Origin of the sequence: Paenibacillus sp. FSL P4-0127 (genome assembly GCF_038007325.1) — a bacterium.
Lineage (GTDB): Bacteria > Bacillota > Bacilli > Paenibacillales > Paenibacillaceae > Fontibacillus > Fontibacillus macerans.
Map to the genome: position 1 here is coordinate 25,749 of NZ_JBBOWY010000003.1, position 14,066 is coordinate 39,814.

General features: G+C 56.8%; 12 protein-coding genes. 9 read left to right on the forward strand and 3 right to left on the reverse strand.

What is annotated here, in order from left to right:
* Window positions 1–263: 263 nt before the first annotated feature.
* Window positions 264–1,925 (forward strand): GspE/PulE family protein, encoded by a 1,662-nt coding sequence (locus tag NYE74_RS32640; RefSeq protein WP_124332805.1) that lies wholly within the window; start codon window positions 264–266, stop codon window positions 1,923–1,925.
* Between the two features lie 1,263 nt (window positions 1,926–3,188).
* Complete coding sequence (locus NYE74_RS32645; RefSeq protein ID WP_316560891.1) at window positions 3,189–3,833, forward strand: prepilin peptidase; 645 nt, start codon at window positions 3,189–3,191, stop codon at window positions 3,831–3,833.
* A gap of 587 nt (window positions 3,834–4,420) precedes the next feature.
* Here NYE74_RS32645 and NYE74_RS32650 read toward each other — a convergent pair.
* Window positions 4,421–5,362 carry a helix-turn-helix transcriptional regulator gene (locus NYE74_RS32650; protein WP_036626539.1) on the reverse strand — a complete coding sequence of 314 codons (942 nt, stop codon included), beginning with the start codon at window positions 5,360–5,362 and terminating at the stop codon, window positions 4,421–4,423.
* Window positions 5,363–5,455: 93 nt separating this feature from the next.
* Between NYE74_RS32650 and NYE74_RS32655 the strand changes: the two genes are divergently transcribed.
* The 4 genes from NYE74_RS32655 to NYE74_RS32670 all read left to right on the forward strand — a co-directional run bounded on the left by NYE74_RS32655 (window position 5,456) and on the right by NYE74_RS32670 (window position 9,654).
* Entirely contained in the window at window positions 5,456–7,726 is a 2,271-nt protein-coding gene (locus tag NYE74_RS32655) for an ATP-binding cassette domain-containing protein (RefSeq protein ID WP_036626538.1), read from the forward strand.
* Between the two features lie 172 nt (window positions 7,727–7,898).
* The gene (locus NYE74_RS32660) at window positions 7,899–8,333 is read left to right on the forward strand and encodes an NfeD family protein (RefSeq protein ID WP_316560892.1); all 435 of its coding nucleotides are present in this window, start codon (window positions 7,899–7,901) and stop codon (window positions 8,331–8,333) included.
* Entirely contained in the window at window positions 8,333–9,268 is a 936-nt protein-coding gene (locus NYE74_RS32665) for an SPFH domain-containing protein (RefSeq protein WP_036626536.1), read from the forward strand. Before NYE74_RS32660 ends, NYE74_RS32665 begins: the two co-directional genes overlap by 1 nt.
* A 2-nt stretch (window positions 9,269–9,270) precedes the next feature.
* Entirely contained in the window at window positions 9,271–9,654 is a 384-nt protein-coding gene (locus NYE74_RS32670; RefSeq protein ID WP_278739810.1) for a hypothetical protein, read from the forward strand.
* Between the two features lie 5 nt (window positions 9,655–9,659).
* On the opposite strand, the gene NYE74_RS32675 is transcribed toward NYE74_RS32670, so the two are convergent.
* Together NYE74_RS32675 and NYE74_RS32680 are read right to left on the reverse strand one after the other, a co-directional pair.
* Entirely contained in the window at window positions 9,660–10,337 is a 678-nt protein-coding gene (locus NYE74_RS32675; protein ID WP_278739809.1) for a PspA/IM30 family protein, read from the reverse strand.
* A gap of 29 nt (window positions 10,338–10,366) precedes the next feature.
* Complete coding sequence (locus NYE74_RS32680) at window positions 10,367–10,591, reverse strand: PspC domain-containing protein (RefSeq protein WP_036628883.1); 225 nt, start codon at window positions 10,589–10,591, stop codon at window positions 10,367–10,369.
* Between the two features lie 407 nt (window positions 10,592–10,998).
* Between NYE74_RS32680 and NYE74_RS32685 the strand changes: the two genes are divergently transcribed.
* The 3 genes from NYE74_RS32685 (at window position 10,999) to NYE74_RS32695 (ending at window position 13,999) form a co-directional block, all read left to right on the forward strand.
* Entirely contained in the window at window positions 10,999–11,553 is a 555-nt protein-coding gene (locus NYE74_RS32685; RefSeq protein WP_036626530.1) for a flavodoxin family protein, read from the forward strand.
* A 466-nt stretch (window positions 11,554–12,019) separates the two neighbouring features.
* Window positions 12,020–12,748: a glycerophosphodiester phosphodiesterase gene (locus tag NYE74_RS32690; RefSeq protein WP_036626528.1), complete on the forward strand. Its 729-nt coding sequence runs from the start codon at window positions 12,020–12,022 to the stop codon at window positions 12,746–12,748.
* Between the two features lie 12 nt (window positions 12,749–12,760).
* On the forward strand, window positions 12,761–13,999 hold the full coding sequence (locus NYE74_RS32695; RefSeq protein ID WP_036626527.1) for an SLC45 family MFS transporter: 1,239 nt from the start codon (window positions 12,761–12,763) through the stop codon (window positions 13,997–13,999).
* Window positions 14,000–14,066: the final 67 nt, after the last annotated feature.

Sequence of the window (14,066 nt, forward strand, 5' to 3'; positions counted from 1 at the left end):
TGAACAGGCCCCTTTTGATGGGGCGGTTCCATTCCGGGGGCGGCTTTTTTTAAGCCACTGCCGTACGTTGCAATATGCCCTTGTTTACTAGGAACGATGCCATCGGAAATAGGTATAATATACTATCGAATGATAGCGCCCGATAATTGAAAGGTTTATAATCGTAACTATTAGGACTTAAGGACTGGTTTTGCTGCGGAATTTCGTGCATGCAGCTCATAAAGAAAAAACATAATAAATTTTCCATGGAGATGGGGTAAGCCATGTACACAATCAAAAAAAGATTGGGTGAACTTCTTCTGGAATCCGGCATGATTACGGAAGCGCAGCTGCAAACCGCGCTGGAAGAGCAGCGGCGTTCCCGCAAAAAGCTCGGCGATGTGCTGCTGGAGCAGGGGGTCCTGACCGAGCATCAGCTCATCGAGGCGCTGGAATTTCAGCTTGGCATCCCGCACGCCACCTTGGCAAGGCTTGAGACCGACCCCAAATTGACCGAGGTCGTTTCGGAGCAGATGGCCAAGCGGCACCAGGTGCTGCCGATTCGCGTGGACGGCCGGAAGCTAATGGTCGCCATGGCCGATCCCCTGGATTTATTCGTTATTGAAGACTTGCGGATAAGCACTGGTTTTACGATCGAACCGGCTATTATTTCAAGGGGGGAACTGCAGCGGGGGATCGCCCGGCTGTACGGGCAGCAGGATTCCGGGCACGAAGGGGCGGGGAGCAGCCAGATCGAGGTGGAAGACTCGATGATACTGGACGAAGACTCCCCGGTAGTCCGCCTCGTTCAGCAAATGATCGAACAGGCGGTGCGCCTTGGCGCCAGCGATATCCATGTCGATCCGATGGACGCCCAACTGACGGTCCGCTACCGCGTGGACGGACAACTGCGCAAAGGGCGCTCCATTCCGAAATCGATGCAGAGCGTCATCACCGCCCGGCTGAAAATTTTGGCCCATTTGAACATTGAAGAACACAGGTTGCCTCAAAGCGGACGCATCAAGCTGTCGGTCGGCGGCAAACCGATCGATGTCCGCCTGTCATCGCTGCCGACGGTACACGGGGAACAAATCGTGATGCGGCTGTTTGACCCATCCGGAGGGATACAAAGTCTGGACAAGCTGGGCATGACCGGGGAAAATCTCGAATTGTTCCGGCGCATGGCCGGAAAGCGGCGTGGCATGATTTTGCTGGCGGGGCCGGCGGGGAGCGGGAAAACGGCGACCCTTTACTCCGTGTTGCAGCATCTGAACCGCGAAGAGACGAGCGTGATCACGCTCGAAGACCCTGTGGAATACATACTTGACGGCGTTAATCAGATGCAGGTTTATCCCGCGGCCGGATTAACGTTCGCCAAAGGCCTTCGCTCGATTTTGCGGCAGGATCCGAACGTTATCATGGTTGGGGAGATCCCCGATCCGGAAACCGCGGAAATCGCCATCCGCGCTTCATTAACCGGCCAGCTCGTGTTATCGGCGCTGCATACAAGCGATACGGTCGGCGCGGTCGTCCGGCTGCGGGAGATGGGGATCGAGCCGCACTTGATCGCCTCCTCGCTGATCGGAGTCGTCGCCCAACGGCTGGTCCGCTGCGTTTGCCCCGATTGCAAAACCGGATACGCGCCGGATATGCAGGAGCTTCTATACCTTGAGCGTTTGGGCTTCAAAGCGGACAAGCTGTATCGCGGAACGGGCTGCGCCGCTTGCGGAAAAAGCGGTTACCGGGGCCGGATGGCAGTGCATGAAGTGCTGTTTGTCGGCGACGAGCTGCGCTCCGGGATCGCAAGCGGACAATCCGCAAAGGAACTGCGGAGGCTGGCGCGGGAAACGGGCATGACCACCTTGTTGGCGGACGGTATTGGAAAAGTGCTGAAGGGACACACCACCCTTCAGGAAATTATCCGCGAAGCGGAAGAAGAGAGATGACAATGGGCCGATTGAGGCGGAGAGTGAATTGGTTGTGACTCGACTTGACTTGACTCGACCTGACTTAACTTAACTTAACTTGACTTGACTTGACTTGACTTGTTGCCTTCGTTTGCCGTGCTGCTGTATGATCATACTGTTTATACCGATGTTTAACTTATAGGGAATTTCGGCTCAAAACCACCAACGGTGCTTGACGATCAGGAAGGCGCAGCCGCGGGGGGGAGGCAAACCGTCGAACCGTCGAACCGTCGAACCGTTAACACCAGGCGAATGTGGTGGCCTAATTGCTGAACCTAGAAATCGGTGCTTGATAGGCGGCTACTGGTGCGAACAAAGCGTCGGCCTTCCAAAATAGCGGCACTTTATGTACTTATAATCCAAAGCCAGCCATGTTCATCCCCAATAGCGGCATTTTTTGTCCCTATATTCCTAGGAATTGTTTGGAACGCGGGCATTTCTTAGCGATTGGAGAAAATAGCGACATAAATTACCTCTATTTTTCTCAAGAGGATGGATATCGCCGGAATAAAGACATTTTTTGTCCTTATATTTTTCACTGGAGGATTTAATGATGGTGTGGACGAGCTACGTTTTTTGGTTTGAGCCTATTTTAGGGGGTTAGTAAAATATGCTGGCAGCCATGGCGCATACGGCACTGTTTTGGGAGAGGTTATGGAAACGATAATATTGGCGGCGCTTAACTTTATCGCCGGGCTGGCCGCGGGCGTTGGACTGGCGCGGCTCGGGCGCCGCTTGGTGGCGCGGCGGGGCTTGCTGCCCGCCGGCGGAGGCATCGCTGGCGGAATCGTCGCGAGCGGAAGCAGCGCGAGCGGAGGCGGCGCGAGTGGAGGCAGCGTGAGCGGAGGCGTCGCGAGCGGAAGCAGCGCGAGCGGAGGCAGCGTGAGCGGAGGCGTCGCGGGTGGAGGCAGCGCGAGCGGAGGCGTCGCGGGTGGAGGCAGCGCGAGCGGAGGCGTCGCGGGTGGAAGCGTCGCGGGTGGAGGCAGCGCGAGCGGAGGCGTCGCGAGCGGAAGTGGCGCGAGCGGAAGCAGCGCGAGCGGAGGCGTCGCGGGCGGAAGTGGCGCGAGCGGAAGCAGCGCGAGCGGAGGCAGCGTGAGCGGAGGCGTCGCGGGTGGAGGCAGCGTGAGCGGAGGCGTCGCGAGCGGAAGCAGCGCGAGCGGAGGCAGCGTGAGCGGAGGCGTCGCGGGTGGAGGCAGCGCGAGCGGAGGCGTCGCGGGTGGAAGCGTCGCGAGCGGAGGCAGCGTGAGCGGAGGCAGCGTGCGTGAAAGCGGAAGCGCACGCGTGAGCGCTGCGGCAGTGGCCGGCGGCGGCGCCACCCCCTCCGGCCGGCTGCGCCGGGCCGGAGACATCGCCGCCGCCCTCGCCACGGCGGCGATGTTCGCCCTGATGCACCTGCGTTTCGGTGCGTCGGGCGCATGGGCGGTCGGCCTGCTGCTGACCGCCCTGGCCGTGCTGATCGCGGTCACCGACCTGACCGCGAGAATCATCCCCAACGGCGCCCTGCTGTGCTTTGGCGCCGCTCTGCTCGCCGCCGTGCCGCTGGCCGGCGGCGGCCCGCTGTGGAGCCATGCGCTGGGCGCGCTTGGCGGCAGCGGCCTGCTGCTGCTTGTCGGTGCCCTCACCCCCGGCCGGGGGATGGGGATGGGCGACGTCAAGCTGCTGGCCGTGTTCGGCTGGGCCGTCGGTTTCCCCGGCGTGCTCCTCGCTTTATTGGCGGCGGCTGTCACCGGCGCCGTGGCGATTCTGCTGCAGCAGGCCTTGGGCCGCAGGCAGCGCGGGCAGACGTTGGCATTTGGCCCCTATCTGGCCTTCGGTACCTTGCTCGTGTACTTGTATGGCAACGAGATCATCCATTGGTATGCCGCCAACGCCGTTTTTTCCGGGTAGACGGGAGGGCGAGCTTCACCGCGAAGAGGCTGGTTTTCCCGTCAGGGAGCCGGCCTTTATTTACCTTTATCTGTCTTTAACAGCACTAGCGCTGCATTAACTTTCGAACAAGACAGCTTGTAGCCCTGAAACTCCAGATTTTCCGCAAAAGCTCAGGTATCGAGTTGGCATTTGGGCCCGCTGGAAATCTAACGGTTGTGGCAGCCGCTATTTTGCGAAAAAAGGCCTTTTCCAAATTCTAACGGTTGTGAACGCCGCTATTTGCCTTAATATAGGTGGAAATAGCCGGTTTTAAGTGAAATAAGCTATGGCAACCGTTAAAAGTTGAAATCAACCTTTTTGGCACAAATAGCGGTTGTGGCAACCGTTAAAATTCGATTTGTGGTTGGAAATGTTATCATGTCAGATATCAGATGTCAGATTTGAAGCAGCGCTAGTGCTTTACCCGCCATTACCGGCCTTACCGACTTCACCGTCTTCATCCATCGATATCCATCCATATCCATCGATATCCATCCTTATCCATCCTTATCCATCCTTATCCATCCTTATCCATCTTCATCCTCATTATCTGCTTTTAGCCGTCCTTATCCGTAATGACGGACCAGCGCCCCCGCCCGCTCGCGGATTCGCTCGACGATTTCGCGCGGCTCCAGCACTTTGGCCTCAGGGCCCAACTGGAAAAAATACGCGGCGGTGAACTCCACTTCGCTCTCGTCGATCACAGCATAGATATAGCCGTGGTCCGGAGCGGCCGCCGTGATATACGGTTCCAGCCAAGGCTGGCTGCGGCACTGCCGCATGCCTTCCCGGGTCAGCTCGACGTATAGCCGCACCGGCGTTTTCAAAGGCTGGCCGGAGAGCTGCTCCAACCAGTCGGCCAGACTAACCGGCGGGTCGAACGTTTCCGGCAGCACTTCGGCAAACAAAAGGCGATCTGTCCGAAACTGGCGGATATCGGCGGTGCTCCGGTCGACGGCGGGCATGTACCAGAAGCCGTCGTGGGCGTAAATCCCTAACGGCTCAACCTCTCGCTCCGTGTCCCCCTTCTTCGAAGCATACCCGATTTTCAGCACATGCCGGTCCGCGGCCGCCTCGATGATTTCCTTCAAAAACGGCGAAGCGACGCTGCGCCTATGGTTCCAAATCGCGGTCACCGCCTCCAGGCGGTCCACTTTGCGCTTCATGTCATCGGCCAGGTTCGCGTACAGTTTGCGGGAAACGGATTTCACATTGATGTCGAACGGCAGCGATGGGTAATACTTCAACGTTTGGAATGCGAAAAAAACGGCAAACGCTTCGTCTTCGTCGAACATCACGGGCGGCAGCATTCTGCCGCGGAGCAGTCGGTACCCTCCGGTTCGGCCCGGCTCGGTGTAGAGCGGGACGCCCATCTCGCTCAGTTCGCTCAAATACCGGTGCGCCGTCCGCACGGAAACCCGGAATTCGTCGGCGACCTCCTGCGCCGTAAAGCTGCGCTTGGCGTTCACATACATGATCAGGTCGAACAACAGCCTTGTCTTGGACATCCAATCTCCTCCATTTGCAAAACCATGACAGTTTTTGTCATGGTTTTAATTTATTCTATTTTAAGCGAATCATTCAGAGGAGGGAAAGGAAATATGCACAAGGACGATTTCATTCATGTCATCGGAGCCAGAGAAAAAAATTTGCGGGACGTTTGCGTCTCCATTCCCAAAAAGCGGATAACGGTGTTTGCCGGCGTATCCGGTTCGGGCAAGTCGGCGCTCGTGTTCGATACGATTGCGGCCGAATCGCAGCGGCAGCTGAACGAAACTTACTCCAGCTTCATCCGCAACCGGCTGCCCCATTACGGGCAGCCCAAGGTGGAGAGCATCACCAATTTGCCGGTATCGATTGTGATCAATCAGAAGCGGCTCGGCGGCAACGCCAGATCGACCGTCGGCACGGCCACGGACATCTATGCGCTGCTGCGTTTGCTGTTTTCCCGGCAGGGAGAGCCTTTCGTCGGCTATTCCGACGTTTTTTCCTTCAATAATCCGCAGGGGATGTGCCCCGAATGCGAAGGGCTGGGCAAAGCGAAAACGATTCTAATCGACCGCTTGATCGACAAGGAAAAATCGCTGAACGAGGGAGCGATCCTGTTTCCCACCTTTCAGCCCGGCGATTTCCGCTGGAAAAGATATACCGCCACCGGCCTGTTCGACAACGACAAAAAGTTAAAGGATTACACCGAGGAAGAAATGGATACGCTGCTGTACAAAACGGGGTTCAAACCGGCGAATCCGACGAAAGAGTGGCCGCCGACTTCGCTGTACGAGGGCGTCGTCCCCCGTATCAAACGGTCTTTCCTGGACAAGGATGGCCGGGATAACGCCCTTTACAAGGATGCGATCAAACGGATCGCGTCCGAGGGGATATGCCCGGCGTGCCGCGGGGGCCGACTTAAGCCCGATGTGCTGACATGCCGAATCAACGGCAAAAACATTGCGGACTGCGCGAACATGCCGGTCAGCGAGCTGATTGATTTTGTGCGTACTGTCCGCGAACCGCTGGTCCGCACGGTGACCGAGGCGATCGTCAAACGGCTGGCCGACATGATCGAAATCGGGCTCGGGTATTTGAGTTTGAACCGGGAAACGTCCAGCCTGTCGGGCGGGGAATCGCAGCGGATCAAGCTGGTACGCCAACTCGGCAACAGCCTGAGCGATTTGCTTTATATTTTGGATGAGCCGAGCAGCGGTCTGCATCCCCGCGATGTCGGCCGGATCAACCGGCTGCTGCGGCAATTAAGGGATAAAGGCAACACGGTGCTGATCGTGGAGCATGACCCGGACGTGATCCGGATCGCCGATCATATCGTGGAAATGGGGCCGGGCGCCGGAACGGGCGGGGGAAGGATCGTCTACGAGGGAGAACTCGGCGGGCTGATGTCGGCGGATACGCTGACCTCCCGGTTGCTGAAGCGCCGGCTTTCATTCAAAAGCGAGGTCCGGCAGCCTGCCGGATGGCTGGAAATTCCGCGCACGAGCCTCAACAATTTGAAAGAGGTAAGCGTCCGGGTCCCCGCAGGGGTGATGACCGCCGTTACCGGAGTGGCCGGATCGGGCAAAAGCACATTGATCCGCCGTGCGTTTGCGCAGGCTTATCCCGAAGCGATCGTTGTCGATCAAGGGGCGATCGGCGCTTCGAACAGGTCCAATATCGCCACCTTTACGGGCATATTCGATGCGATCCGGGAGCGGTTCGCCAAAGCGAATCGGGTCAGTCCCTCGCTTTTCAGCTTTAATTCGCAAGGGGCCTGCCCGGCCTGCAAGGGGCTCGGAACCATTTACACCGATTTCGCTTTTATGGATACGGTGGCGACCGTGTGCGAAGCTTGCGGGGGGAGACGCTTCAGCGAGGAAGTGCTGTCCTACCTGCTGCGCGGCCGGAATATCGGCGACATCTTGGCTATGACCGTCGCCGAGGCGCTGTCTTTTTTTCAAGAAAAAGAGATCTTGCCGGCGCTGGAAAGGCTGCGGGAAACCGGGATCGATTACGTTGCGCTGGGACAACCCCTCAGCACTTTGTCGGGCGGAGAACTGCAGCGGGTCAAGTTGGCGGCTGAACTGGAGGAACGGGGCAATATTTACGTATTGGATGAACCGACCACCGGGCTGCATCTGGCGGACGTCGACCGGCTTATCCGCGTGATGAATCGCCTTGCCGACCAGGGCAACACGCTGATCGTCATCGAACATCACCCGGAAGTGATCTGCCAGGCCGATTGGATCATCGACCTGGGCCCCGGCGCGGGAGCGGAGGGAGGCAGGGTATTGTTTGAAGGCGTGCCCAGGGATATTGCGGCTTGCGGCGAATCTTTAACCGGACAGTATCTCAGAACCTCCACAGCACCTGACGGGAATTAGACTTAGGAAGCGGCACGGCGTATTATGACAAAAAAGCAACAATTTCCTCCAAAAAACCGGAAATTTCCTCGATTATGCGCAAAATTGCTAAATAACCATTCCATTTCTTGATACTTTTTGGTATGGTCGCCGTATATATAATTATAATGCGGAAAGGTGGTGCAACAGGGGGATGGAAATGTGGGCCATTTGGCTGATCGCCGCCGGAGCTTTGCTGGTGTTCGAGATGATGACGCTGACGTTTTATTTGCTGTGGTTATGCATCGGGGCGCTGGTGGCGGAGATTGTGGCTTGGATAGCCCCCGAGGCTTATGTTTTGCAGGTGGTGGCCGGCTGTCTGGTCGCTTTAGGGTTGACCATATTTACCAAGCCGCTGTCGCGAAAGTTTCGCGCATCGAAAGGGTTTAAAGATGTCGGCACCGAGCTGGTAGGCAAACAAGGCATCGTCGTGGAACCGATTGAAGAGGGGCAATACGGCATCGTCAAGGTTGGAGGAGACACGTGGAGCGCCAAGTCTGCCGTGCCGATCGGCAGGGATGAGCGGGTGCGGGTGCTGAAGCGCAGCAGTACGATTATCGAGGTAGAACGATGGGAGGAAATTTCTTAATGCCGTGGGTTATTCTTGTAATTATTGTTGTCGTCGTGGTCGTTTTTATTTCGCTAACGATCAAAATTGTGCCGCAGCAGCGGGTGGGCGTCGTCGAACGGCTCGGTAAATTCCACCGGCTGTTGACGCCGGGGTTGAACATCCTGATTCCGGTGATCGACCAGGTTCGCCTGTATCATGATTTGCGGATTCAACAGACGAATGTGCCGCCGCAAACCGTGATTACGAAGGACAACGTTCAGGTGGAAATCGATACGATCATTTTCTATCAGGTGGTCGATCCGGAACAAGCTACGTACGGAATTTCCGACTACGTATACGGGGTTCGGAACATCACCACCGCCACGATGCGGCAAATTATCGGTAAGTTGGAGCTCGATGAAACGTTGTCCGGCCGGGAAAAAATTTCGACGGAAATCCGCATTGCGCTGGATGAAGCGACGGAAAAGTGGGGCGTGCGGATCGAGCGCGTCGAAGTGATCGACATCAAGCCGCCGATCGACATTCAGGAAGCGATGGACAAACAAATGAAGGCGGAGCGGAACAAACGGGCGATCGTGCTCGAAGCCGAGGCTGCCAAGCAGGACATGATTTTGCGCGCCGAAGGCGACAAGCAGAGCAAGATTCTCAAGGCGGAAGGCGACAAGGAAGCGCGCATTCGCGAAGCCGAAGGCTTGCGGCAGGCGCAGGAACTGGAAGCGCTGGGGGAAGCGAAGGCGATTCAGGCGGTTGCGGAAGCCGAAAAAGCGCGGATCGAAATGCTCCGCGACGCCGCATTGACGGAAGAGGTGCTGGCTTACCAGTCCTTCGACGCTTTGAAGGAAGTGGCCAAAGGACCGGCGAACAAAGTGTTCATCCCGTCCAACGCGATCGAAACGCTTGGCAGTCTGGGCGCGATCGGCGAAGTGTTCAAGTCCGGCAAAGAAGGGAAATAATCTTGCAGGCGCCGAATCGAAAAAAAACTGGCAGGCATTCAAGCCTTGCCGTTTTTTTTCTTTTAAGGCAGCGCGTTTTGCCTCCCGCTTGTTTCTTTGGCGGTAACGCTGCTTTACTGGATCAATACGGGATCAACCGCAAAAGTGCAGTTGATTTTCCCGACATACGCCATTTTGGAGCGGTTGAGATGCAAAAGTGCATCTGTTTTCGGGCCGTGGGATATAAAAGCATCTTTTGGCCGGAAATGAACTGCAGTTTTGCATTTGGCGAACCATTTTCGGGGGAGTTCGACGAAATTCGCATGCCTTTTTGCATTTCGCGGGAGTTGGCTTGTCCAACGCGCAAAAACCGCCCGGGTGATTTCACCGGGCGGTTTTCTATATGAACGGCTCAGGAGTGCCGGGCCGATAGCTGCTGCTTGAGACGTTCCAGCTCCGCGTTGACGGCGGGGGAAGGAATGCCGGCGTCCGTGCCGGCGGCAGGGGAGGTTCCGGAACCGGAACCGGAAAGCTGGCCGCTTGCTTCCCATTCCAGGATCTTCTCTTCCATGCGTTCGAAGCCGCGGGCCGCTGTGCCGCTTTCGATGCCGCGGCTGCTGCTGGGCTGCTGCTCCGCTTTCCGCTCCTGCGCTTTGCGGGCCCGTGCGGCCAACTCGTTGCGCTTCTCCTTCAGGCGGGCGTATTCCGCCTTGCCTTCCTCCAGGCGAAACTCCAGTTCCTTCACGCGCTCGCGGGCTTCGCTGGCGGCGGCGGCGTATTGCTGCGCCTGCTCCTCGTAGCGCAGCTTCTCCGCCGCGGCGTGCTGCGCCGTAGCTTCGTCGCCGCTCTCCAGCGCGGTCAGCGCGCGGATTTCACTTTGCTTGGCCAAATGGGCGATGTCCGCGCTTTTTCTTTCCTGCACGGCAGCGTTCATTTGCTGCTCCTTGATCATTTTTTCCATATTGTTCAGGTCGTCTTCCAGGTTGCGCAGGTACTGTCCGGTCATGACCACCGGGTCTTCCATTTTGTTTAACACTTCGTGTATGGATGCTTTGGCTAAGTTGGCGATTCTGTCAAAAATGCTGCTCATGATCATCTCTCCTTTTGATTAGTTGTCGTTTAGTAGTTGGTGAACGGTTCGTCGTATCCTAGTCCGGCAAACGGTTCTCGCGGCACGATTAGGCTGGCGATCAGGTACAGGGCGACGACGGTTCCGGCGCTGAAAAAGACCGTGATCAGGGCGACGAGCCGCACGACCGTTGCGTCGACCCCCAGCCATTGGGCGATGCCGCCGCACAAGCCGCTAATTTGTCTGTCCGTGGAGGAACGGTAAAGTTTTCTCATAAATAACCACTCGCTTTCTTTTATTTGAGGGGATTCAAAAAGTCGGCTTTGGATCACGAAAGCAGTAAGGCTGCAAGCCGGCTTTTTGAACATTAATTTTAAAATCGGGTTGGCGGTTCGTGTTGCTTCCGCTGTTCATGCTTTTATTCTAGCGGGATTTGCGGCCGGACATAACGGGCCTGAGACGGTTTGTGAACTGGACCTTGGTCGGGTTGGCTCCTCGGCGCAAGGTCGGGGATTATATTGCGGAACGGGGCGGACATCCTTCATTCAGAATTCGTGAAAAAGCGCCAGCAATTGCAACTCAATGTCATAAAGATGTAAAACATCGTATAAAAATAGGGTGGGCGTTTATTCGGAAAATGAGCGGATAGGCTGAAAAGTAGATAGGGAAAGGAAGTGTGGGCATGCGCATCGCTGTTTTGCAGGGCAGCACCAGGAGTGGGGGCAATACGGAGCAATTAACGAACAAGGTATTAGAGGGGATTCCCTATACGAATATCGTTTTGCGCGCCAAACAGATCAAACCGATTCACGATCAACGGCATACGGAGGGCGGGTTCGATCCGGTCGACGATGATTATGAAGAGGTGATCCGAGAAGCGCTGGAACACGACGTGCTTGTGTTTGCCAGCCCGGTGTATTGGTACGGCGTTTCCGGCATTTTGAAAAACTTCATCGACCGCTGGTCGCAAAGCCTGCGCGATCCGCGCTACGATTTCAAAGCGGCCCTCGCGGGCAAAACGGCTTACGCCGTCGTGGTCGGCGGGGATAACCCGCGAATCAAGGCGCTGCCGGTCATCCAACAGCTGCAGTATACGTTCGACTTCGTCGGCATGCCGTTTGTGGGGTACATCATCGGCCAAGGCAGCAAGCCGGGAGACATACTGAACGATCAGCGGGCGCTCCGCGACGCCGAGGCGCTGAACGCCGAATTGCGGGCGTGGGTGAACGGGCAATAGAACATGCGGGCGAGGGCATATCATGCCCGGAACGAAAACCGGAGAAGGGCTGTTGATTGGAAGGCGGCGGGGTTCTCCGGTTTTTTCGTCGCTGGTGTTGGCGCCGGTACCCTTTGTTTCGCATCGTCATTGGAAAAATCCAATAGATCGCCGGATATCAAACGCAATTTGGCACTCTCATTGGAAAAATCCAATAGATTTCGCTCAAGCTGCCCATTTTGTATCCTGCTGAGCCGTATCTATTGGAAATATCCAATCAAACCGCTGCAGTTGCCATTGAATCTCCATTCTATTGGATATACCCAATCAGGCCGCGCATCTATGCCAAATTTTCAACTTTAGTTGGATATTTCCAATCGGATCGCCATGGGTGGCGCCCATTTTAATATAGGTATAACAATGCAGGATTATATTGGGAGGATGGATTATAATAATTTTAAGTTAATATCCCAAGGAGGAATCACCATTGGCCGAGATCATCAACTTTGCGCACCGCGGGGCGGCGGGGCATTGCCCGGAGAACACGATGGCGTCTTTTGCCCGGGCGCTTGAACTGGGGGCTACCGGAATCGAAACGGATGTGCAAATGACCCGGGACGGGAAGCTCGTGCTCATTCACGACGAATCGCTGCAGCGGACGGCGGGGACGCCGGAGTGGATCAAGGACATCACGCTGGAGGAAGCGAGGCAATGCGAGGTGGGCTCCTGGTTCCACAAGAACTACGCGGGGGAAAGCATCCCGACGCTGGAGGAGCTGCTGGAACTGGTGCGCGGTACGGATACGATCATCAATCTGGAATTGAAAACAGGCGTTGTGCTGTATCCCGGCATCGAACAAAAAGTCATCGACGCCGTGCGGCGTTTTGGCCTTGCCGAGCGGACGATCATTTCCAGCTTCAATCATTATTCTTTGGTCGAGTGCAAAAAAATCGCTCCGGACATCCGCACCGGCATTTTGTATATGGAAGGGTTGTACGAGCCTTGGGATTACGCGAAGCGGATCGGGGCGGACGCGCTGCATGCGTACCAGTATGCGCTCACGCCGGAGCTGGTTGCGGCGGCCAAAGAAGCCGGGGTCGCTTATCACCCGTTTACGGTGAACGATCCCAAAGTGATGCGCGCGCTGATTCAGGCCGGGGTGGCGGGCATCATTACGGACTATCCCGATGTCCTGGCCGAACTGCTGCCAAACTAGGAGTGTGAGCGGATGAAAAAAACATGGCTGCTGGGACTGGGCTTCTTCAGCATCAGCTTGACCTGGGCGCTGTATAACGCATTTGTGCCGCTGTTTTTGGACGATTATGCGAAAAGCGCCGCTTTGATCGGGTTCATGATGACGATCGACAACTATTTCGCCATCGTGCTGCAGCCATGGATTGGACACCGCAGCGACAAAACGATTACCAGGTTCGGGCGCAGAATGCCTTATCTGTTGATCGGCATGCCGCTCGGCGCCGTATTTGCGGCTTTGATACCGCTGCATACCGGCTTTGTTACGCTCGTTTTGTTTATGGTGCTGATGAACTTGTCGATGAGCTTGTTTCGAGCCCCGACGGTCGCTTTGATGCCGGACATCACGCCGGAGCATTTGCGGACGAAAGCGAACGGGATCATCAACTTGATGGGCGGCATCGGTTCGGTGCTCGCTTTTGGCCTCGGCTCCAAGTTGTACGGAATCGGCTCTTACGTGCCCTTTTTGTTTGCCGGGATCGTGATGCTCATCTGCCTGGCGGTGCTGAAAGGGGTGATTCGGGAGCCGGCGGTTTATGGCTTGGGGACCGGGGCTGGGGATGGGGCCATATCTGCCGTATCCGCCGACTCAAAACGCCCTGTGCGGATCAAGGACCAGCTGGACAAAACGACCGTCCTGATCCTGGCGGCGATTTTTTTCTGGTTTGTGGCGTATCAAGGCGTGGAAGCGCTGTTTACGCTGTACGGCACCAAGCAGCTCGGCATGAGCGACAGCGAAGCGTCGTTTTCGCTTACGTTTTTCTCGCTGGCGTTCCTGGCGTTTGCGCTGCCGAGCGGCTGGCTGGGCGCCAGGTTCGGTAAGAAGCCGGTCATTTCGCTGGGGGTGGCCGGGCTGTTCGTCGTTTTCGGTGCGGTCGTTTTCGTGGAGTCCGTGTTTTGGCTGCGGATACTGCTGATCGTCGGGGGGATTTTTTGGGCGTGCATTAACATCAACTCGTATCCGTGGGTGGTGGCGACCGGCTCGGAGGAGAGCATCGGCACCCGCACGGGGATTTATTATTTCGTATCATCGCTGGCCGCCATCACCTCGCCGCCGCTGCTCGGCTGGCTGATCGACGCGTTTGGTTACCCGGCGCTGTTCGTCAGCGCTTCGCTGGGGATGCTGCTTGCGTTGCTCTGTCTGCTGGGTGTGGCGCCGGAACGAAAATCCGCCGGAGGCGGGCCGGTGGACAAGAGGCCGCTTGGCGTGAAGTAACGCGGTGGTTTGCCGGATTATCGCCCTTTGCCACCAAAGAACAGCGGCATCCAGGCTTCGGGCATGA